Here is a 19,524-nt window from a genome sequence, read left to right as displayed (position 1 = left end):
ATAAAAATATCCTTCATCTGAACAGGTTTAAGAGAACTTCTCTGGGATTTTGAGAAGATATGACTGCTCTTCCAATTACTATATAGTCCGCACCTCTGAGGAAAGCCTCTTGCGGAGTCACTGTTCTTTTCTGATCGTCATGAGACAGTTTTCCCAGCCTAATTCCTGGAGTTACTACTGTAAAATCCCTGCCACAGTGTTCTTTAATTGTAGATATCTCATGGGCAGAGGCTACAACTCCATCAACTCCTGTCTTTTTAGCAAGCATTGCAAGTTTTTTTACAAGAGATGGGATATCAAAGGTTAATCCATAAATTTCTTCAAGACTTTTACTATCAAGACTTGTAAGCACAGTTACTCCTAAAAGCTTTAAAGAAACATTCTCTCTAATTTTTGCTTCCTCTACAGTCTCCCTTGCCCTTTTCATCATCTCAAAGCCACCTGTTGTATGTAAAGTCAGCATATCCACGCCATAGTTTAAACTTGTCTTGACAGCTCTCTGAACAGTGTTCGGAATATCGTGAAATTTAAGATCAAGGAAGATTTTTTTCTCTCTTTTTTTTAGAGTTTTTAAAATCTCTTTACCTTCGTTGAGAAAAAGCTCAAGCCCTACTTTGTAAAAACTTATCAGTTCATCAAGCTCATCAACAATTTTCAGAGCCTCTTTTTTACTTGGAAAATCAAGAGCAATTATTACCCTGTCTAAGGTCATATTTTAGGAAGCACTATTCCCTGCTGAGCCTGATACTTACCTTTTCTATCTGCATAGGAGACCTCGCATTCTTCCTCTGCTTTTAAAAAGATCAACTGAGCAATACCTTCGTTGGCATAGATTTTTGCGGGCAAAGGCGTTGTATTTGATATCTCTATAGTTAAAAAACCTTCCCACATCGGTTCAAGAGGGGTTACATTTACAATAATTCCACATCTTGCATAGGTTGACTTTCCTATGCATATCACAAGAACATCTCTTGGAATACGGAAATATTCCACAGAGCGAGCAAGAGCAAAAGAGTTTGGCGGAATTATACATACTTCTCCCTTAAACTCAACAAAGCTTTTCGGATCAAAGTTTTTTGGGTCTACTACTGTGTTGTTTATGTTGGTGAAAATTTTGAATTCATCGGCAATTCTCATGTCATAGCCATAAGAACTTACTCCATAGGATATGACACCTTCCCTGATAAGTCCCTCTTCAAAGGGTTCAATCATTCCATTACGAGCCATTTCTTTAATCCAGCGATCATTTCTCACCATATGCTTCACTCCTTTTCATCAAGTATATTTCTAATTTTAAGTAAAATTTCCTCAGGCGCAAAAGTTTTTTCCACAGAGATGACATCTTTAAGGTCAATAGGATGTCCGCTCATTATAACAATTTTTGCCTCTGGATTGATTGTCTTAATCTGTCTCATAACTTCAATACCAGAAATTCCTGGCATAACAAGGTCTATCAGAGAAAGTGCTATCTCATGGTTGAGTTTTTTAAATATTTCCAGAGCTTCTTTACCATTTTTAGCTTCATAGACATTATATCCATAATCTTTAAGAAATGACGAAATAAAATCTCTTGTCTGTTCATCATCATCAACAACAAGTATTGTTTCTGCGCCCTTTAAAGTTTCTGGGGATATTGAAGGCTTTATTTTCTTGTCTTTTGCAGGCATGTATATTTTAAATGTTGTTCCCTTACCCACTTCGCTATAAACATGAATATGTCCATTATATTGTTTTACTAATCCAAAAACTGTGGAAAGCCCAAGCCCTGTTCCTTTGCCTTTTGGTTTTGTGGTAAAAAATGGTTCAAATATTCTTTGTTTTGTCTCTTCATCCATGCCTGCTCCTGTATCAGCTATGCATAAAACAACATAATCACCCGGGGCGACAAGCGGATGAGTATAATGATATTCAAGGTCAATGGAAATCTCTTTAAGACCAATTATAAGCTCTCCTCCTTCAGGCATTGCATCCCTTGCATTTGTAATAAGATTCATCAGAATAACCTCAAGATGAAGAGGGTCTATTCTATAAAAAACTTCTTCCTCTGGAAGATGCAGTTTTAACTCTATATCTTTTCCTATAATGGTTTTTACAAATTCAGAAAAATTTTTAAGATATTTGTTTATATTGATTTCCTGAATTACGCCAATTTCCTCTTTTCTGCTGAATACAAGTAACTTCTTTGCTAAATCTCTTGCTTTTTCGCCAGCATCAATAATTTTTTCAACAAAATTCTTAAGTATTGGCTCTTCTATCTTCGTATGAAGAAGACCAGCAAATCCTAAAATCCCTGTAAGAATGTTGTTGAATTCATGAGCAACTCTTCCTGAAAGCATTCCAAGGGACTCCATCTTCTGTGAATGAATAAGTTGTTCCTGTATCTTCTTCCTCTCGGAGATATCAATTATAGATGCTACTGATTTTTTTGTGTAAGGAATCATGGCAACATTCATAAGAACTTCCCTAATTCTTCCATTTCTGTCTTTCAGTTTTGATTCATACTGTCTTGGAGCTAAGGAAGGAGAAATTCTTCTAAGATTATGATACTCTATCATTTTATCAAGCATCTCTTCTGAAAAAAACTCTGTCCACTTCATCTTGCCTTCTATTTCTTTTTTAGAATAGCCTGTTAAATCTTCAAACTCACTGTTAGCAAACTCTATTGTCATATCCGCTTCAACAACAATAATGGCAACTCCAACAGAGGAAAGAATAGCATTTTGTTGTTCATAAAAATGAAATATTTGTTCCTGTTGTTCTTTTATTTTACTTATATAGTCTAAAAATCTCTCTTTTTGTTTATTTATTAACTGTCCGAGCATCTTTACAATTTCAATTTTGGATTCCTCTGAAGCTTCTGCTGAAAAATCGCCTTCTTGAAGTCTTCTTAAAACATCAAAGTGTTCACATATTCCCACTGCAAGCTCATGATTAAGATTTATTAAATCGTCAACCTCTTTAGCCAGTTTATTTATACTATCTATGAGTCTCTGAACAGCATACCTTTGAACTTTTATATCTATTTTTTTTGATGTATCTCCTTTGCTTATGCTTTCAATTATGTCTGAGCAGAGATGTAAAATCTCGCTCAATCTCTGTCCATATTCGCAGAATGTATTTTTGCATGCAAGAAAACCACCATGTGGACAAGAATGCTGTTCCATCATTAAATCCTTATTGTCACCTTAATTTTATTTCCTTGTTTTTCTATATTTAGGATGGTTTTACCGAGCTTGCTACACCAGGCTTTTATATCTTTTTCAAAGGTGGGACAATCTCCGATTACTTCAATGATTTCACCTTCTTTAAACTGGGGATATTGGGCACTTAATTTTAGTATAGGATAAGGACATTTTAAACCACTGTAATCTATAACTCTGTCTGCCAACTTTTTTCCTGTTCCTCCATATCTTTAAAAATTTTTTCAAAAATCTTTAATGCTTCCTGTGCTTCTTGAGGTTCCATTTTATTTATGGCAAAACCAGCATGAACAAGTACATAATCTCCAATTTTGGGCTCTTCTGGAAGAAGCATAAGGCTGATTTGTTTTCTTAATCCCATAACATCTACTGTTGCCATAGTGTCTTCAATTTCTATTATTTTTGATGGGACTGCAAGACACATTTTATCCCCCAATTATTTAGAATTTTTAAAATTTCTTCAATTAATTCATTTAGTTTACCAACCACAATAGGTGAAAGGTCAAGTCCAAGGTCAATAGACTCTGGTTGAATTCCTGCAAGAACTAATTCTTCTGGCATATAACCCATCAGCCTTGCTACTTCAAGTAAATCCTGTACCCCTACATGATGCACAGAAAGCTTTGTTTTAAGATAGGGTGGGATTTCTTCTCCCCTTAAAATTTTTATAAATCCTGGTTCTTTACCAAAATCTACAACATCAATTATGATGATTTTTTTATACTTTTCAATGTAGGGGAGAAGATCAAGTCCTAATGTCCCTCCATCAATAATTTCAATATTTGGCTCAAAGGTATAATTTTTTCTTAAAATCTCCGCAACCTTCGGCCCAATACCTTCATCTTGCATAAGAATATTTCCTACGCCAATGATGCAAATATCCATACTTCTCTCCAATTAAAAAGCCCTCCTATGATAAGGAGGGCTTAGTTTTTTTATTCTTTCTAATTATTCTTCCTTTACTTCAACAATGTGCATACCACATGCCATGCATGGGTCAAAGGAGTGAATGGTTCTGAGAAGCTCAAGAGGCTGTTTTGAATCTGCTACAGGTGTATTAACAAGAGCCTCCTCAACAGGACCTCTTACACCCTTGTGGTCTCTTGGTGAGAGATTCCATGTAGAAGGAACAACCATCTGGTAGTTTTCAATCTTCTTGTTCTTTATTACGATATAGTGTGAAAGAGCACCACGAGGAGCATCATGCCAACCCATACCTTTTGCCTCTGCGGGCCAGGTCTTGGGATCCCATTTTTCAGTGTTAGCGATTGTGTAATCACCTTTTTTGATATTTGCAGCAAGCTCATTGATGAAATCTTTTGTTTTGTAAGCAGTAACAAGAGCTATAATTCCTCTTGCCGCTGTCCTTCCAAGAGTTGAAAACAGTGCTTCGGGTCCGACACCGAGTTTTTTCATTACCATATCTACTGCTTCCTTAACTTCCTTATGTCCTGAAGCATAGGCTACAAGCACTCTTGCAAGAGGACCTACTTCCATTGGAAGGTCTTCATATCTTGGTGCTTTACCCCAGCTATATTTACCATCTACATTGAGATACTCATAGGGTGGTTTCGGTCCTGTATAGTTAGGTGTTGTCTCTCCGTCCCAAGGATGAAGACCAGCATTTTCTCCTTTGGAATACTTATAGTATGAGCGAGTGATGTATTCCTGAATCTTTTTGTGGTCAACTGGATATATTTCCTTTAGATTTTTGTTCTTTATAATTCCTGCTGGTAGCCAGAGCTTTCCATTTGCCTCTGGATACTCACCGCAGGCAAGGAAATTCACATTTCCACCATATTTTGCCCAATCTTTGTAGAAAGATGCGACTGCAAGAAGGTCTGGAATGTATACTTTTTCAACAAACTCAATTGCCATGTCAGCATATTTATTTAGAGCAGCTATAGTTCCTGCATTAATTGCATTCTGACTTTCTGGGTCTATTGGAATTGCCATTCCACCAACAAGGAATGTCTGAGGATGAGGATTTTTTGCACCAAGCATTGCCATCATCTTGATAACTTCTTTCTGCCAGTCAAGTGCTTCAAGATAATGTGCTACTGCCATTAAGTTTGCCTCTGGTGGAAGCTTGTATGCAGGATGACCCCAGTAGCCATTGCTGAATATTCCAAGCTGTCCTCTTTCTACAAAAGCTTTCAGTTTGTCCTGAACAGCCTTGAAGTATGTTGTTGAATTATTAGGCCAAGGAGAAATGCTTTTTGCAAGTTCTGAAGTTTTTGCTGGGTCTGCTTTGAGAGCTGACACCACATCAACCCAGTCAAGAGCATGAAGATGATAAAAATGAATTACATGGTCTTGAACACACTGATTTGCCATTATGAGATTTCTGATAAGGTCAGCATTTCTTGGAACTTTTATCTTCAATGCATCTTCTACTGCTCTTATTGATGCAATTGCATGAACAGTTGTGCAGACACCGCAAAGTCTCTGAACAAAAACCCATGCTTCTCTCGGGTCTCTACCTTTCATTATTACTTCTATTCCACGCCACATGGTACAGGATGAATAGGCATCTTTCACCTTGCCATCGGCAACTACTGCTTCACATCTTAAGTGCCCCTCAATTCTTGTTACTGGATCAATTACTAATCTTGCCATACATGCCCCCTTTATTTATTCCTTGTTTTCTTTCTTTGTTAAACCGGCTACTGCCATAGCACCAAGTCCAATCTTGGATGCCTTTGCAAAGAAGCTATCTTTATTTTGAAGCCCTGCATAAAATGGAGCATTAGCATCCCAGAATTTTGGCTCTGAACAGGCAACACAAGGATGTCCTGCCATAACTGGCCAGCTTGTCCCATTATTCCATCTAATTGTTGGACAGTTGTGATAGGCAAAAGGTCCTTTGCAGCCAAGTTCATATAAGCACCAGCCAAGTCTGTGTCCCTTATCTCCCCATGACTTTGCAAATTCGCCTGTGTCAAAATGACCTCTTCTTTCGCAATTATCATGAATGAGAATTCCGTGTGCGAATAGAGGTCTTCCGAGATTGTCAGTTTTTGGAAGTTTTCCAAAGGTAAGGAAATAAACCACTGTAGCAGTGAAGTTTTCAACATTCAGTGGACAGCCTGGCAGATTAATTACAGGCTTGTCTTTAATAATATCTCTTACACCGACAGCTCCTGTTGGATTTGGTTTTGCTGCTGGAATTCCACCGTATGTTGCACAGGTTCCGATGGCAATTATAGCAGCGGCATCTTTTGCAACTTCTTTGAGAATATCAACTGCTGCTCTACCACCTATACAACAATAAAGTCCACCATCTTTTGTAGGAATTGCACCTTCAACCACTACAAGATATTTACCCTTGTACTTCTTAATGGCATCGTGAAGGGACTTTTCAGCCTGATGTCCTGCTGCTGCCATGATTGTCTCGTGGTATTCAAGAGATACCACATCAAGAACAATCTGGCCAATTGTTGGTTTTGTTGCCCTTAATACACTTTCACTGCATCCTGTGCAGTCCTGAAAGTGTAACCAGACAACAACTGGCTTTTCCTTTTTTTCCATTGCTTCAGCAATCTTTGGAACATAAGAGGAGGAAAGTCCTAAAACAGCTGCTGTTGTTGCACAGAATTTAAGGAAGTCTCTTCTTGAAACCCCACGACGAACCAATCCTTCATAGATTGTTCCTTTTTCCATACATGCCCCCTGAAAAGATTTTTTTTCGTGTAGTAAGTTTATATTTTTTTATATAATTTGTCAAGAGATTTCTCTTTCAGGTTAAAACATAGTATATAGGGTAAGAACAATCCTTGAAATAAGAGGTATTTAGCTGCCCTCAGAGAGATAGTTAAATTAGCTGGGTTTCAGTATAGTATTATTTGCATTCACCAATCCACTTACCGCTCATTTTTTGAGTAATCTCTACTCCGCTATGTTTCATTTTGCCAACTCCGTTAAAGGAGGTTCCTTTGTATGTCACTGTCCCTTCACTGAAAAAAGGTCCATCAGGAGTTTGGCATTCCATTGACCATGCTACTGTATCTCCTTTTAACTCCTCTTTAATAACTTTACAGTCCTTATTTGTTTCAATATTTTGAGGAATTACATTTTTTTTGGTTATGCATTGAGTAAAAGTCTGAGGAGGCATCTGAAAGGGCAATTTACCAGTTGCTTCCATTTGAAATGTTATTTCCCATTTTCCTTCCTTCATGTTGGGTCCTTCTTCCTTCTTGGAACAGGCTATCATTAATAAAGAAATAGAAAATAAAATAATGAATAATGCTCTAATCATTTTAAAACCCCCTATTTTTTATTTGATTGAATTGTATCAGGTAATACGAAGTTTGTCAAATCATTCCTTCTTTCAGGGTTAGGAGATAGTATCCAGGGGTAGAAATAAAACATGGATACTATGTCATAACTAATGACTATAGATTTTCTCTTAACTAAATTGAGTATAATATAAAAAATTTTCTGGAGGTGTAATATGGGTTTTGAGAAAATTACAGAGATTGTAGAAATTAGAGATGGTAAAGTTGTAGTAAAAGATAAAGAAAAAGTCAAAAAAGCTATGGATGGACTTATATTTGATGCAATTTTTGAAGAAGTGGAAGAAGCAAGAATTAAAAAATTACTAATTATTAAAGAAATCGCAAAGGGAATGGATGCTATTCCTTCATCAATTCATGGATTATATGAGGAAATGGGGAAACATTTTTTGGGCTTTACAGTTCCTGCAATTAATATTAGAGGTTTAACCTATGATGTGGCAAGAGCAATTTTTAGAAAAGCAAAGGAGAAAAATGTTGGTGCCCTTATCTTTGAAATTGCTCGCTCTGAGATTGGTTATACAAAGCAAAGACCGCTGGAGTATTCAGCCTGCGTTTTAGCAGCTGCTGTCAAGGAAGGTTTTACAGGACCTGTTTTCCTTCAGGGAGATCATTTCCAGATTGTAAGAAGATATTTTGAAAAAGAACCTGATAAAGAAATAAATTATGTGAAAGGCTTAATAAAAGAAGCAATTGAAGCAGAGTTTTATAACATTGATATAGATACATCTACTCTTGTTGATTTAAGCAAAGAAACAATCTATGAACAACAAAGACCAAATTTTGAAAATACAGCTCTTTTAGCCGAACATGTAAGAAACCTTGAACCTGAAGGTGTTACCATATCTATAGGTGGTGAAATTGGTGAGATTGGAGGGAAAAACTCCACCCCTGAAGAAGCAAGGGCATATCTTGACGGCTTCAGAGATGTATACAAGGGAGATAAAGGTTTAAGCAAACTAAGTGTGCAGACTGGCACAAAACATGGTGGAGTAGTGCTACCAGATGGAAGCATTGCACAGGTTAAGATTGATTTTGAAACTCTACGGATTCTTTCAGAGCTTGTGCGTAAAGAATATGGATTAAGCGGATGTGTTCAGCATGGAGCAAGCACTTTACCAGAGGAAGCTTTTGATAAATTCCCCGAGACAGGCACTTCTGAGATACATCTTGCCACAGGCTTTCAAAATATAATTTATGACAGCAAATACTTGCCAGATGAGTTCCGTAAAATGATTTATGAATTTCTTAAAAAACAGTTTGCCTCTGAATGGAAGGAGGGACAAACAGAGGAGCAGTTCATTTATAGCACCCGCAAAAAGGGTTTTGGACCATTTAAAAAAGAGTGGTGGAGTCTTCCAAAAGAAGTAAAAGAGCCAATCATGGCAGAACTCGAACAGAAGTTTGAGCTTTTATTTGGGAAATTAAGAGTGTTTGATACTGTTGAAATAGTAAATAAAACTGTGAAACCTGCTAAGGTTTCAGTGGAGATTGATTTTTAATTTTATGGAAAAAATAGAGAAAATAAAAGATATATTACATAAACAAAAGGAAGAATTAAAGAACAGATTTGGTGTCTTAGAAATAGGAATTTTTGGTTCCTATGCAAGGGGTGAGGAAACAAAGGAAAGTGATATTGATATATTAGTTGTTCTTGATGAAAGATTTAAAACTTTTGATAATTATGTAGATTTAAAAAATTTTTTGACAACTCTTTTATGTATTAATGTCGATTTAATAATCAAGGATGCGATAAAACCTCGCTTAAAGCCTTATATTTTAGAGGAAACAATTTATGTCTAAACGAAGAATTACAAAGATTATTTTAGAAGACATCGTTGATGAAGTAGAAAGGATAAAAAAATTCAATAAAAACATTCATTCAGTAGAAGAGTTCAGAGATAATGAACTTATACAGTATGCTACAATGAAAGCACTTGAGAATATAGGCGAAGCAGTTAAAAAAATACCTGAAGAAATAAAGCAGAAAGAAGCTATTGAATGGAGAAAAATAGCTGGTTTAAGAGATATTCTGATTCATGAATATTTTGGCGGAGATGTGAGTATTACCTGGAATGTCATTAAAGAAAAAATTCCTGAATTAGAAAAGGCTATTCGTAAGTTGCTTCAAGAAATCTCATAAGGAGGCATTTATGGAAACAGTTGGAATAATTGTTGGTGGAGGACCTGCTCCGGGAATAAATGGAACAATAAGTGCAGCAACAATTGAGGCAATAAATCAGGGCAAAAAAGTAATTGGAATAAAAGGTGGTTTTAAACCTCTCTTTGACGGCAATCTTTCCTGTGCAATGCCTCTTAGTGTAGATGACGTTTCAAGAATACATACAAAAGGTGGCTCAATTTTAAGAACATCCCGCGAGCATGCAGAAAGAGTTAAAGAGAAATTCCCTGTTTTAATGGAAACACTTAAAAAATTAGGCATAAAGTATCTCATAACAATAGGCGGAGATGGAACTCTTTTTATGGCAAACTGGATAGAAAGAGAAGCAAGAGGTGAGATAAATGTTGTTCATGTCCCAAAAACAATAGATAATGACCTCCCTCTTCCTGGGGGTGCATCTACTTTTGGATATGAAACAGCAAGACACTGGGGCGTGGAAATTGTAAAAAATATTATGGAAGATGCAAGAGTTTCTGCAAGATGGTATTTCTTAACCATAATGGGAAGATATACAGGACATCTTGCACTGGGAGTTGGAAAAGCTGCTGGCGCAACATTAACAATAATCCCAGAGGAATTTCCTGAAGAAAAAATTTCATTTAAAAAAGTAGCAGATATTCTCACAGGTGCTATTATCAAAAGACTCAGCATGGGAAGAGACCACGGAGTTGTAATTATGGCAGAAGGACTTTCAGAAAAGTTTGATCCTGAAGAACTGAGTCATTATGAACAACTTGAAAAAGATGAGACAGGAAGAGTAAGGCTGAGTGAGATTCAACTTGGCAGAATAATGAAAAACTTTGTTAAAAAATCTCTTGAAGATATGGGAATTAAATTAACGATAGTTGATAAAAACATCGGCTATGAACTGAGGTCTGCGGACCCGATTCCCTATGATATTGAATATACAAGAAACCTTGGCTATGGAGCAGTCCGTTACCTATTAAGAGGCGGTACGGGTGCAATGATAACCTTTGAAGAAGGACATCTCAGACCTATTCCTTTTGTTGAACTTATTGATTACAGAACAGGTAAAGTAAAAATAAGAAAGGTTGATATAACATCGGAAAACTATGAAGTAGGAAGAAAATATATGATAAGACTTGAAGCTGAAGACTTTGAAGGTGAGCGTCTTAAGGGACTTGCTTCAGTTGTAAAAATGAGCGAGAAAGAATTTAGGGAAAAATTTTTCTATGTCACCACATGACAGGCAAAGAAGAAATAAGAAAGAGTTTGTTCCAATAGACTGGGAGAGAGCAGAAAAAATTCGGGAAGTTTTACACTATCTTTATGAAATAAATAAATTTGTTCCTATCATAGTAGAAGGCAGAAGAGACAAAAAAGCTTTACGTGAAATAGGCTTTGATGGAGAAATTATTATACTTCATAGCGGAAAATCAATATATGAGTTTTCAGAAACAATAGCCAACCGTTTTGAAAAAGTTGTTCTGCTCATTGACTGGGATGAAAAAGGAGAGGAACTATATTCAAAAATAGGAGAAAATCTGCAAGGAATGTGGGAAGATTTTGCATCAATAAGGGAATTGCTAAAAATTCTTTGCCAAAAGGAGATATTAGAAATAGAAGAAATTCCTTCACTTTTTCAAAGAATAGCTGGGCAAAGTCTTGATGTAAAACAATGGCAAGAATAGAGTTAGGCAAAGAAGGTGAAAAATTAGCAATAGATTATCTTTTAACAAAAGGCTATAAAATCCTTGAGAAAAATTTTCGCACACCTTTTGGAGAGATTGATATAATAGCAAAAGATGGAAATTTTATCGTAATTATAGAAGTAAAAAGAAGATTATCAGACAAATTCGGCAAACCAGAACTTTCAGTAAATTACACAAAGCAGCAAAAACTTAAAAAATTAGCCCTTTATTATATCTCAATGCTTAAAAAAGAATATCCTGTGAGATTTGATGTTATAGCAATCAATGATAAAAAAATTGAACACATTGAAAATGCTTTCTTCTAAATTATTCCTTTATTGAATAATAAAGCTTGATTGAAACAAAACCAAAAATCAATGGCGTAATCCATGGTGAAATAAATGGTGGAAGAATCTTTGAGTATCCCATAAACATAAAAAGCGAGTATACAAGCCAATAAATTATTGTTATTACAAGCCCTATACCAACAGTTATTATACCACCTGCTGCGCTTCCGCCTTTTCCTTTTGAAAACAGGAAGTTGAATTTTTCATATGCCCCAAGAGGCAAAGACATTCCAAGTATCATCATAAAAAATGTCACAAAATTATATGAAAGCCTGCTACTTATATCAGTATCAATCTTAGGATTGCTTAGTCCTACTTTTTTTAATTCCTTTCTTTTCTGAATAAGTTCAGCAATACCAAATTCCTCAATTTTTTTAATATCTTTAAATGCTGCAATAGAAATTTTTAGATTAAGTGGATAGTCCATCAAATCATATTTTTCAACTTTTCCAGCTACAAAGTCATAAACTATGGAGTTTTTAAGCTTCCACTGATCTTGTTCTATTTCTGCTTCACGAGAATCTATTCTTTTAATCAATGCATCATTTTTTATGATAAATATTTTTACCTCATCTGCCTTTTTCTGCTGCTGGGAAAACTTCCCAATTTTGATAACTGTTCCGTCTTTGGCTCTAACAAAAAGCTCTTTCTGTATAGAACTCTTTCCTTTCTGGGTTAGTTCTTCAATCATAAAATTTAACTTTTTTGTAAATTCTGGTTGAAGGAATTCTCCGAATATAAAGCCTACAATAGAAATAACAATGCCTAAAATTAAAAAAGGCTTTAAAAGTCCTCTTAATCTTCCACCAGAAACAGAAAGAATCAAAAATTCCCTGCTTCTTACGCCAATTGAAAATATAAATAGTGAGGTTACAAGTGTGACAAAGGGTATTAAGTAAAAAATGTAGCGAGGAATACTATATAAACCATATTCAATGAAAAAAGTGGTTGAAGGTTTATATGGCATAAAATCATCTATTTTTTCAATAAGTCCAACAATTGAAAGAAGACAAGACATAGAGAAAAGCAAGACTAAAAATGTTCTCACAAAATCTTTTATATAGCTTTTACATACAATGTTTATATTCATTTCGCTACTTTCTAATTCGTGTATACATAGTAAAGGCTAAAATTGCCATAACTATAACGGGTAAAAGAGAACCTATCTCTGCCGAAACTTTCCCAGCTTTTGCAAGATTAGCTCCATATATCATTAAAATATAATAAAAGGCAAAAATGGCAAGTCCTACTGTAATACCACCGATTCTACCAGTTTTTCCAACAATAAGGCATAATGAGGGAGCTAAAAAAACACTTACTATGCATAAAAGTGGTAAAGCGAATCTTTTATAAAGTTCCAGTTTATAATCAATAGCTTTTACCTCTTCTGTCTGAATTTTTGAAACAAGCTCAAATAAAGAAAGTTCACTAACTTTCTTTGCTATAGGATCTATATTTGGAGAAAGCCTGAAGATATACTCCTTAAAACTTACTTCATTTAAAGTCAAGCCCTTATTAAAATAGGCTTTTCCATTTAATAAACTCAAATTTATATTATCTCTTTCTTTTTTTATTAGACCTCCTTTAGCAATTACTATTTTTGTATCGTTTTTTCTTTCATCAAAAATTACCACTTCTTTTAAATGTAAACTATCAGGTTTTTCCTTAACAAAAATTGTTACATCTTTAAATCCCTGATTAAAAACTCCTTCCTCTAATCCAAGAGGTGCTCGCTCTGCAAGAATAGTCAAAATTTTTTCTCTTACAAGGCTTACTCCTGTTGGTGCAAGATAAAAACTCATCAAAACAGTGAAAAAAAATGCTATTAATCCGATATATATAGCAGGTTTAAATGTTTTTTTATAAGGCATTCCGCTTACCATAAAGATTGTCATCTCGTTATCTGCCTGAGTTCTTCCGTATGTAAGTAAAATACTGAGAAGTAAAGCCATTGGAATTGTAAAAATAAGCAATTGAGGTTGTAAAAGAAGTATAAGTAATACAAGATTGGGCAAATCTATTCCAACAGAAGCAAATATCTTACTCAGTTTGAATAGCTTTTCAATTATTAAAACCGCATTTAAAAAAGCAATTGAAAGTCCGATGTTTTGAAGTAGTTCACGGGTTAAAGCCTTGTAAATAACTTTCATTAAAGAATGCCCTTTTTGAGGATATCATGAATGTGAATTAAGCCTTCAAGTGTTCCATCACTATTAGGAACAACAAGGCTTGTTATTGAATATTTTTGCATTACTGAAAGCGCAACTGCTGCGAGTTCGTCTTCATTTATGGTTTTAGGATTTACAGTCATAATTTGACGAGCTTTTAAATCAAAAAGGTCTTTCCCATATCTCTGCACACCCCTTCTTACATCACCATCAGTGATAATCCCTAAAATTCTTTTGTTTTCATCAACAACAACAACAACTCCAAGCCTTTTTGATGAAATTTCTAAAACTGCATCAAGCATGACAGTCTGCGGAAAACACACAGGAAGTTCATCTCCTGTATGCATTAAATCTTTAACCTTTGTAAGCATCCTTCTCCCAAGAGAGCCACCTGGATGAAAGAAAGCAAAATCTTCTTTTTTAAATCCATTACGCATAATTAAAGCAACAGCTAATGCATCTCCCATTGCCAGTGTGGCTGTGGTAGAGGCTGTTGGAATAAAACCAAAAGGGCAGGCTTCTTCCTTTACTGAAACATCAAGAACAGCATCAGCCTGCTTAGCCAATGTGGATTGAGTATTTCCAGTAATAGCAACTATTTTAACATTGAAATACTTTAAGAATGGAATAAGTCTTATTAGTTCCTCCGTCTCACCGCTATTAGAGATTGCTATAACAACATCTTCTTCTGTAACCATACCAAGATCACCGTGACTTGCTTCTGCTGGATGCATAAAAAATGAAGGCGTACCTGTTGAAGCTAAGGTAGCAGCAATTTTCCTGCCAATGAGTCCTGATTTCCCGATACCTGTTACAACAACCCTACCCTTTGAATTATGAATTATTTCAACAGCTTTAAGAAAATCTTCATTGATTCTTTCTGTTAATGTTTGTAAAGATTCTGCTTCAACAGCAAGAACCTTCTGAGCTATCTCTATAAGGTTTTCCATAAGTTTTATTTTAAGGGAGTTGATTGGTTAAATTCAAATAATCTCTATTTATTCAAAATTAAAAACAAATCGCCTTCTATAAGATTATCTACAATTTGATAGCTATTTGTTAATTTCTTTGAAATTTTTTCCAGTTCTTCTACAGTAAAATAAGTTACGCTGATATCTTTAAGTTTAGTTTTCTTATTAAGGCAAGTAAGAATAAGTTTTTCATTAGTATGTTGAAAAAGAATTTCCAGGCATCTTTCCATAAGCTCTTTTATATCCTGAACTGCGAGATTAAATACTCCAATTGCCAGTGTATAATTGAATTTTCTGTTTAGAGGCTCTTTTTCAATGTCTTTAACATAAAAAACTGCTTCAGGATAGTTTTTTATTGCAACCTCAATCAGTGAAGGATTTATATCTATACCAGTATAGTCGCATTTTATTCCCCTTTGTTTCAAAAAACCATAAAAATCACCTTTACCGCAGCCAAAGTCAAGAAGACTTTTGCCTTCAGGGTTTATGAGTTTTAAAACTGCCTCATAACGAAGTAGTTGCCCTGTTTGTGTCCAACCTACAGACTCTGGAGAGTTTTTAAAATGAATTAGTCTTTTGGTAAAAAAATCAATTACATATTCCTTTGTAAGCTCATCCATGCTGTTATGTTATACTAAAAAATGCAGATAATTCCAGCAATTGACCTTAAAGATGGCAAATGTGTAAGACTTCGTCAGGGTAAGTTTAACGAAGTTACAGTTTATTATGATAATCCTGAAGAGGCAGCATTGAGATGGCAGAATGAAGGTGCAGAAGTCCTTCATGTAGTTGACCTTGATGGAGCAAAAGAGGGGAAAATCAGCAATCTTCCGTCAATAAAAAAAATCAGGGAAGCTTTCAGGGGTAACATAGAAGTTGGAGGAGGCATAAGAAGAATTGAGGACATTGAATTATTAATTTCTTCAGGAATTGATAGAGTTATTCTTGGCACAGTTGCTGCTCAGTCTCCTGAGTTTGTAAAAAAGGTATGTAAAAAGTTCCCCGAAAGAATAATTGTAGGCATTGATGCAAAAGATGGGCTTGTGGCAGTAAAAGGATGGGTAGAAGTTACAGAAATAAAAGCGATAGAGCTTGCCTTAAAGATGCAGGATTATGGTATCTGGGGAATAATTTACACAGACATATCCAGAGACGGAATGCTTACAGGACCAAACATTGAAGCAACAAAAGCTCTTGTTGAAGCAGTCAAAGTTCCTGTAATAGCCTCAGGTGGCGTTTCTTCTCTTGAGGATATAAAGAGGCTTGCCCAGATAGAAAACCTCTGGGGAGTAATAACAGGCAAGGCAATCTATTCAGGAGCAATAAATTTAAAAGAAGCAATTGAGATGGTAAAGAAATAGCATGGGAATTATCTCGCAGAAAGAACAGAAGAACATAATTAGTGCAATTATTGAAGACAAAAAAAGAGGACTTTCTGACGTAGAAATAGGAGCAAAATATAAAATTAGCTATAAACAATTAGAAAAAATCATAACTAAAGCAACAGGAATAAGCATTAGCAATTTTAAAAAAGATAAAAAAACTAAATCCTTTGCTCCAAAGGATTTCAAAGAAGAAACCTCTACTGTATGGAGTTTCAAGCAAAGAGGCGACTGGGCAACCCATTCAGGTGAATACAGAGGAAACTGGTCTCCTTATATTCCAAGAAATGTGATACTCAAATATAGTAAGCCTGGTGAGCTTGTCCTTGACTATTTTTGCGGAGCCGGCACAACAGCTGTAGAGGCAAAATTACTTGGTAGAAAGTGTATTGCTCTTGATATTAATGATAAAGCAATTGAATTGGCGAAAAATAATGTAGATTTTAGTTTAAACGGTTTATTTGACCAAATTTATGAACCTGAATTATTAATTGGTGATGCCCGTGATTTAAGTTTTATTAAAGATAATTCTGTTGATTTAATATGTGCTCATCCACCTTATGCAAACATTATTCACTATACAGACCATAAAGAAGGAGATCTTTCTTTTTATGATATTAATGGATTTTTGCATGAAATGGCAAAAGTAGCAAAGGAAAGTTATAGGGTTTTAAAGCCGGGAAGGCAATGTGCAATTTTAATTGGAGATCTAAGAAGACATAAACACATTGTGCCTCTTGGATTTAAGTTGATAAATATTTACCTTAATGCTGGTTTCAGGCTTAAAGAACTTGTAATTAAACGTCAGCATAACTGTAAAACTACAGGATTCTGGTATAAAAATAGCATAAAATACAATTTTTTGCTCCTTGCTCACGAATACTTGCCCATATTTGAAAAACCTAAGGAACTTTTATCTTCAAAAGAAGATTATACAAGCTATGATAAAAATATTTCCTTAAGCATAGAAACCTGTAACTATAGAAAAACATTAAAAGAAATGGAAACAACAACTGTATGGATTTTGCCTAAGAAAGGATATATAAATTTTTTGAACAAAAATATAATTGAAAGATATGCAACTGGTAAAAAATATAAGATTGTAAATTTAAGTTTTTCTTCTTATAAGAATTTTAAATGGGAGAAAGTAGAAAAAGAGGATTTGTCCCTTTTATTGATTTATTCCTCAATATTTGAAAACTTTGATATTTCAAAAAATGATATTAAAAATTATCTTTCCAAAGGAGTCGAACTAATTGATATGCTTACTCCTTTTTTAAATAAAACTGGGCATGTTGTAATAAAACTAAAGGATATTAGAATTGATAGTTACATTATACCTGTAGCCAAGTTGTTTGTTGATTCTATTAGTAATGATTTTTTAAAACTGAAAGAAATTATCATTATTACAAAAGATGAAGAAATAAAAGATTTTCACAAAGATAATCAAGAAAAAGATTTAAAAATTAATCATGAATATTTATTGGTTTATGAAAAAGTAAAATGAAAAAAAAGAAAAATATCTATAGTCACGAAATTGATCTTAAAAAAATTGAAATTAAAAATATGCCTCGCGAACAATTCAGGCAGACATTGGAAAAAATTAAATACAGAGGCTATGAGGTTGAAAGCATTTCTGATGGCAGAAAGGTAGTAATTACAAAGCCCGGAGGCAAGTTTACCTTTGGAACTATCAGAAGAGAAGATTTTATGGTTTGGATTTATAATCCCGAGGATAATTCTCTTTGGCTTATCTCTCATAAAGATATATGGAAAGATCTGGAAGAAAAAGGTAAGACATCTCCACAATTAACAATTAAAATTATAGAGGCACTTGAGAAAGTTTTTGTGGGAGAAGAACCTGACGAGGTCATTAATTTAACAGAGATTTTTCACTCTCTTCCTGGCGAAAAAGTAGAACTTTTACTAAAAGCATACAAATGGATATGGGGACAAGAGGATTGCAATTATCCAAACGGGAAAGGAAGAGAGATGTCTATGGAAGAAATCAGAAAACTTAAAGAGAGATTGATCAATGAGATTAGATGAAAAAACCCTAAAAACAATAAAAGTATTAGCAGAGAAATATTTTGGTAAATATTGCGAAGTTCGTATATTTGGTTCAAGAGTTGATGATACCCAAAAAGGTGGAGACATTGATATTTACATAAAAACAGATTTAAAAGAGGATATTCTTGAAAGGAAAGCAAGTTTTCTTGCTGAGCTAAAAATGAAAATCGGTGATCAAAAAATAGACCTTCTTGTGGAACATATTGATAATCCTGAGAAAAACTCTATATATGAAACTGCAAGAACAACAGGAATAAAAATATGAACAAACAAAGATATATTAACAAAAGACAAATTTTGGAGTAAGCTATGCTTGCAAAACGCATTATACCCTGTCTTGATGTAAAGGACGGAAGAGTTGTAAAAGGTGTTAATTTTCTAAATCTCAGGGATGCAGGAGACCCTGTTGAAAATGCCCTTTACTATAATGAAGAAGAGGCTGATGAGCTTGTTTTTCTTGATGTAACAGCCTCTCATGAAAAAAGAAAAATAATCATTGATGTTGTTGAAAGAACGGCCTCTGTGGTATTTATGCCCCTTACTGTAGGTGGTGGCATAAAAACCCTTGATGATATAAGGGATCTGCTTAATGCAGGAGCAGATAAAGTATCCATAAACACAACTGCCGTAAAAGACCCTTATTTTATTCAAAAAGCTTCAACACGCTTCGGTTCTCAGTGTATAGTGATTGCAATAGATGCAAAGAGAGTTGATAAAGCCTTCAATCCAAAATCCTATCCCCCAGAGTCATGGTTTGATGATAGAAAACTTAGTGACGTGCTCTATAGAGAAGATTCTCGCTTTGTTCTTTCCACCCATGGTGGAAGATTAATGAGACCCATTGATGCAATCGCCTGGGCTAAGAAGATGGAAGAATTCGGAGCAGGCGAGATTCTGCTAACAAGCATGGATAGAGATGGGACAAAAGAAGGATATGACATAGAACTAACAAGGGCGATTTCAGAGGCGGTGAGCATTCCTGTTATTGCCTCAGGCGGTGCTGGTACACTTGAGCATCTCTATGAAGCCTTTGCCTATGCAAAAGCAGATGCAGCACTTGCAGCATCTATATTTCATTTCAGAGAGTATTCAGTAAGAGAGGCAAAGGAGTTTCTAAGGCAAAAAGGAATTCCTGTAAGAATATAAGTTGCGTTAATTCTTTTTCAAGTTTCTCATTTTCTATTAGCGATTTAATTTTACTGATGGCAAATTAAACTGTCTTTTGCTCCTACAAACTTTTTGTCAGCAAATTTAAAG

24 protein-coding genes are annotated in these 19,524 nt (G+C 34.9%); 11 read left to right on the top strand and 13 right to left on the bottom strand.

Annotation, left to right across the window (positions count from 1 at the left end):
- Positions 1 to 13: 13 nt before the first annotated feature.
- The 9 genes from pyrF to FLY87_RS09355 form a co-directional block, all read right to left on the bottom strand.
- A complete protein-coding gene (pyrF, locus tag FLY87_RS09395) occupies positions 14 to 712 on the bottom strand; it encodes an orotidine-5'-phosphate decarboxylase (RefSeq protein WP_012545803.1) in 699 nt (232 codons plus the stop codon).
- The gene (gene dcd / locus FLY87_RS09390) at positions 709 to 1,257 is read right to left on the bottom strand and encodes a dCTP deaminase (protein WP_012546770.1); all 549 of its coding nucleotides are present in this window, start codon (positions 1,255 to 1,257) and stop codon (positions 709 to 711) included. The genes pyrF and dcd overlap by 4 nt, the downstream gene beginning before the upstream one ends.
- A gap of 5 nt (positions 1,258 to 1,262) precedes the next feature.
- The gene (locus tag FLY87_RS09385) at positions 1,263 to 3,164 is read right to left on the bottom strand and encodes an ATP-binding protein (protein ID WP_141267050.1); all 1,902 of its coding nucleotides are present in this window, start codon (positions 3,162 to 3,164) and stop codon (positions 1,263 to 1,265) included.
- A gap of 2 nt (positions 3,165 to 3,166) precedes the next feature.
- Positions 3,167 to 3,388 carry a sulfurtransferase TusA family protein gene (locus tag FLY87_RS09380; protein ID WP_012544963.1) on the bottom strand — a complete coding sequence of 74 codons (222 nt, stop codon included), beginning with the start codon at positions 3,386 to 3,388 and terminating at the stop codon, positions 3,167 to 3,169.
- The gene (locus FLY87_RS09375; RefSeq protein WP_028842873.1) at positions 3,370 to 3,624 is read right to left on the bottom strand and encodes a HypC/HybG/HupF family hydrogenase formation chaperone; all 255 of its coding nucleotides are present in this window, start codon (positions 3,622 to 3,624) and stop codon (positions 3,370 to 3,372) included. Before FLY87_RS09375 ends, FLY87_RS09380 begins: the two co-directional genes overlap by 19 nt.
- Positions 3,597 to 4,085, bottom strand: coding sequence for a HyaD/HybD family hydrogenase maturation endopeptidase (locus FLY87_RS09370; RefSeq protein WP_038059439.1), 489 nt, complete (start codon positions 4,083 to 4,085; stop codon positions 3,597 to 3,599). Before FLY87_RS09370 ends, FLY87_RS09375 begins: the two co-directional genes overlap by 28 nt.
- 63 nt (positions 4,086 to 4,148) lie before the next feature.
- On the bottom strand, positions 4,149 to 5,819 hold the full coding sequence (locus FLY87_RS09365; protein ID WP_141267048.1) for a nickel-dependent hydrogenase large subunit: 1,671 nt from the start codon (positions 5,817 to 5,819) through the stop codon (positions 4,149 to 4,151).
- A gap of 15 nt (positions 5,820 to 5,834) precedes the next feature.
- A complete protein-coding gene (locus FLY87_RS09360; protein WP_028842876.1) occupies positions 5,835 to 6,863 on the bottom strand; it encodes a hydrogenase small subunit in 1,029 nt (342 codons plus the stop codon).
- A 178-nt stretch (positions 6,864 to 7,041) separates the two neighbouring features.
- Complete coding sequence (locus FLY87_RS09355) at positions 7,042 to 7,458, bottom strand: DUF3617 family protein (protein ID WP_012545104.1); 417 nt, start codon at positions 7,456 to 7,458, stop codon at positions 7,042 to 7,044.
- A 195-nt stretch (positions 7,459 to 7,653) separates the two neighbouring features.
- Between FLY87_RS09355 and FLY87_RS09350 the strand changes: the two genes are divergently transcribed.
- Genes FLY87_RS09350 through FLY87_RS09325 form a run of 6 tightly spaced genes read left to right on the top strand, consistent with a single transcriptional unit; the run spans position 7,654 to position 11,655 of the window.
- Entirely contained in the window at positions 7,654 to 8,997 is a 1,344-nt protein-coding gene (locus FLY87_RS09350; RefSeq protein ID WP_028842877.1) for a class II fructose-bisphosphate aldolase, read from the top strand.
- A gap of 4 nt (positions 8,998 to 9,001) precedes the next feature.
- Positions 9,002 to 9,298: a nucleotidyltransferase family protein gene (locus FLY87_RS09345; protein ID WP_028842878.1), complete on the top strand. Its 297-nt coding sequence runs from the start codon at positions 9,002 to 9,004 to the stop codon at positions 9,296 to 9,298.
- Positions 9,291 to 9,638: a DUF86 domain-containing protein gene (locus tag FLY87_RS09340; protein WP_012546264.1), complete on the top strand. Its 348-nt coding sequence runs from the start codon at positions 9,291 to 9,293 to the stop codon at positions 9,636 to 9,638. Before FLY87_RS09345 ends, FLY87_RS09340 begins: the two co-directional genes overlap by 8 nt.
- Before the next feature lie 10 nt (positions 9,639 to 9,648).
- The gene (pfp, locus tag FLY87_RS09335; RefSeq protein WP_012546508.1) at positions 9,649 to 10,884 is read left to right on the top strand and encodes a diphosphate--fructose-6-phosphate 1-phosphotransferase; all 1,236 of its coding nucleotides are present in this window, start codon (positions 9,649 to 9,651) and stop codon (positions 10,882 to 10,884) included.
- Positions 10,871 to 11,329: a toprim domain-containing protein gene (locus FLY87_RS09330; protein ID WP_012545605.1), complete on the top strand. Its 459-nt coding sequence runs from the start codon at positions 10,871 to 10,873 to the stop codon at positions 11,327 to 11,329. Before pfp ends, FLY87_RS09330 begins: the two co-directional genes overlap by 14 nt.
- A complete protein-coding gene (locus FLY87_RS09325; RefSeq protein WP_012546712.1) occupies positions 11,317 to 11,655 on the top strand; it encodes a YraN family protein in 339 nt (112 codons plus the stop codon). The genes FLY87_RS09330 and FLY87_RS09325 overlap by 13 nt, the downstream gene beginning before the upstream one ends.
- Before the next feature lies 1 nt (position 11,656).
- On the opposite strand, the gene FLY87_RS09320 is transcribed toward FLY87_RS09325, so the two are convergent.
- From FLY87_RS09320 to FLY87_RS09305, 4 genes are read right to left on the bottom strand one after another with little or no spacing between them, the layout of a single operon-like run.
- On the bottom strand, positions 11,657 to 12,766 hold the full coding sequence (locus tag FLY87_RS09320; protein WP_141267046.1) for an LptF/LptG family permease: 1,110 nt from the start codon (positions 12,764 to 12,766) through the stop codon (positions 11,657 to 11,659).
- Between the two features lie 4 nt (positions 12,767 to 12,770).
- The gene (locus FLY87_RS09315) at positions 12,771 to 13,826 is read right to left on the bottom strand and encodes an LptF/LptG family permease (RefSeq protein WP_012546094.1); all 1,056 of its coding nucleotides are present in this window, start codon (positions 13,824 to 13,826) and stop codon (positions 12,771 to 12,773) included.
- Positions 13,826 to 14,794 carry an SIS domain-containing protein gene (locus tag FLY87_RS09310; RefSeq protein ID WP_141267044.1) on the bottom strand — a complete coding sequence of 323 codons (969 nt, stop codon included), beginning with the start codon at positions 14,792 to 14,794 and terminating at the stop codon, positions 13,826 to 13,828. The genes FLY87_RS09315 and FLY87_RS09310 overlap by 1 nt, the downstream gene beginning before the upstream one ends.
- 44 nt (positions 14,795 to 14,838) lie before the next feature.
- Positions 14,839 to 15,435, bottom strand: coding sequence for a bifunctional 2-polyprenyl-6-hydroxyphenol methylase/3-demethylubiquinol 3-O-methyltransferase UbiG (locus FLY87_RS09305; protein ID WP_141267042.1), 597 nt, complete (start codon positions 15,433 to 15,435; stop codon positions 14,839 to 14,841).
- Positions 15,436 to 15,456: 21 nt separating this feature from the next.
- On the opposite strand from FLY87_RS09305, the gene hisA reads away from it, so the two are divergent.
- From hisA to hisF, 5 genes are all read left to right on the top strand, one after another.
- Positions 15,457 to 16,176 (top strand): 1-(5-phosphoribosyl)-5-[(5-phosphoribosylamino)methylideneamino]imidazole-4-carboxamide isomerase, encoded by a 720-nt coding sequence (gene hisA, locus FLY87_RS09300; RefSeq protein ID WP_141267040.1) that lies wholly within the window; start codon positions 15,457 to 15,459, stop codon positions 16,174 to 16,176.
- A 148-nt stretch (positions 16,177 to 16,324) separates the two neighbouring features.
- Positions 16,325 to 17,704: a TRM11 family methyltransferase gene (locus tag FLY87_RS09295; protein ID WP_373920420.1), complete on the top strand. Its 1,380-nt coding sequence runs from the start codon at positions 16,325 to 16,327 to the stop codon at positions 17,702 to 17,704.
- Positions 17,701 to 18,246: a hypothetical protein gene (locus tag FLY87_RS09290; RefSeq protein WP_219995009.1), complete on the top strand. Its 546-nt coding sequence runs from the start codon at positions 17,701 to 17,703 to the stop codon at positions 18,244 to 18,246. The genes FLY87_RS09295 and FLY87_RS09290 overlap by 4 nt, the downstream gene beginning before the upstream one ends.
- Positions 18,233 to 18,532, top strand: a complete 300-nt coding sequence (locus tag FLY87_RS09285) for a nucleotidyltransferase domain-containing protein (RefSeq protein WP_141267036.1) — start codon at positions 18,233 to 18,235, stop codon at positions 18,530 to 18,532. Before FLY87_RS09290 ends, FLY87_RS09285 begins: the two co-directional genes overlap by 14 nt.
- A gap of 44 nt (positions 18,533 to 18,576) precedes the next feature.
- Complete coding sequence (gene hisF, locus FLY87_RS09280; RefSeq protein WP_141267034.1) at positions 18,577 to 19,413, top strand: imidazole glycerol phosphate synthase subunit HisF; 837 nt, start codon at positions 18,577 to 18,579, stop codon at positions 19,411 to 19,413.
- The last annotated feature ends 111 nt before the right edge of the window (positions 19,414 to 19,524 follow it).

The organism is Thermodesulfovibrio sp. Kuro-1 (genome assembly GCF_006538445.1).
Classification (GTDB): domain Bacteria; phylum Nitrospirota; class Thermodesulfovibrionia; order Thermodesulfovibrionales; family Thermodesulfovibrionaceae; genus Thermodesulfovibrio; species Thermodesulfovibrio yellowstonii.
The sequence above is the reverse complement of the archived record's forward strand: the minus strand, read 5'-3'. Positions and strand labels throughout refer to the sequence as shown.

Excerpts from the sequence above, each read along its gene's own strand:
- pyrF (WP_012545803.1), bottom strand. The coding sequence starts at position 712 with ATGACCTTAGACAGGGTAATAATTGCTCTTGATTTTCCAAGTAAAAAA.
- dcd (WP_012546770.1), bottom strand. The coding sequence starts at position 1,257 with ATGGTGAGAAATGATCGCTGGATTAAAGAAATGGCTCGTAATGGAATG.
- FLY87_RS09385 (WP_141267050.1), bottom strand. The coding sequence starts at position 3,164 with ATGGAACAGCATTCTTGTCCACATGGTGGTTTTCTTGCATGCAAAAAT.
- FLY87_RS09375 (WP_028842873.1), bottom strand. The coding sequence starts at position 3,624 with ATGTGTCTTGCAGTCCCATCAAAAATAATAGAAATTGAAGACACTATG.
- FLY87_RS09370 (WP_038059439.1), bottom strand. The coding sequence starts at position 4,085 with ATGGATATTTGCATCATTGGCGTAGGAAATATTCTTATGCAAGATGAA.
- FLY87_RS09365 (WP_141267048.1), bottom strand. The coding sequence starts at position 5,819 with ATGGCAAGATTAGTAATTGATCCAGTAACAAGAATTGAGGGGCACTTA.
- FLY87_RS09360 (WP_028842876.1), bottom strand. The coding sequence starts at position 6,863 with ATGGAAAAAGGAACAATCTATGAAGGATTGGTTCGTCGTGGGGTTTCA.
- FLY87_RS09355 (WP_012545104.1), bottom strand. The coding sequence starts at position 7,458 with ATGATTAGAGCATTATTCATTATTTTATTTTCTATTTCTTTATTAATG.
- FLY87_RS09350 (WP_028842877.1), top strand. The coding sequence starts at position 7,654 with ATGGGTTTTGAGAAAATTACAGAGATTGTAGAAATTAGAGATGGTAAA.
- FLY87_RS09345 (WP_028842878.1), top strand. The coding sequence starts at position 9,002 with ATGGAAAAAATAGAGAAAATAAAAGATATATTACATAAACAAAAGGAA.
- FLY87_RS09340 (WP_012546264.1), top strand. The coding sequence starts at position 9,291 with ATGTCTAAACGAAGAATTACAAAGATTATTTTAGAAGACATCGTTGAT.
- pfp (WP_012546508.1), top strand. The coding sequence starts at position 9,649 with ATGGAAACAGTTGGAATAATTGTTGGTGGAGGACCTGCTCCGGGAATA.
- FLY87_RS09330 (WP_012545605.1), top strand. The coding sequence starts at position 10,871 with ATGTCACCACATGACAGGCAAAGAAGAAATAAGAAAGAGTTTGTTCCA.
- FLY87_RS09325 (WP_012546712.1), top strand. The coding sequence starts at position 11,317 with ATGGCAAGAATAGAGTTAGGCAAAGAAGGTGAAAAATTAGCAATAGAT.
- FLY87_RS09320 (WP_141267046.1), bottom strand. The coding sequence starts at position 12,766 with ATGAATATAAACATTGTATGTAAAAGCTATATAAAAGATTTTGTGAGA.
- FLY87_RS09315 (WP_012546094.1), bottom strand. The coding sequence starts at position 13,826 with ATGAAAGTTATTTACAAGGCTTTAACCCGTGAACTACTTCAAAACATC.
- FLY87_RS09310 (WP_141267044.1), bottom strand. The coding sequence starts at position 14,794 with ATGGAAAACCTTATAGAGATAGCTCAGAAGGTTCTTGCTGTTGAAGCA.
- FLY87_RS09305 (WP_141267042.1), bottom strand. The coding sequence starts at position 15,435 with ATGGATGAGCTTACAAAGGAATATGTAATTGATTTTTTTACCAAAAGA.
- hisA (WP_141267040.1), top strand. The coding sequence starts at position 15,457 with ATGCAGATAATTCCAGCAATTGACCTTAAAGATGGCAAATGTGTAAGA.
- FLY87_RS09290 (WP_219995009.1), top strand. The coding sequence starts at position 17,701 with ATGAAAAAAAAGAAAAATATCTATAGTCACGAAATTGATCTTAAAAAA.
- FLY87_RS09285 (WP_141267036.1), top strand. The coding sequence starts at position 18,233 with ATGAGATTAGATGAAAAAACCCTAAAAACAATAAAAGTATTAGCAGAG.
- hisF (WP_141267034.1), top strand. The coding sequence starts at position 18,577 with ATGCTTGCAAAACGCATTATACCCTGTCTTGATGTAAAGGACGGAAGA.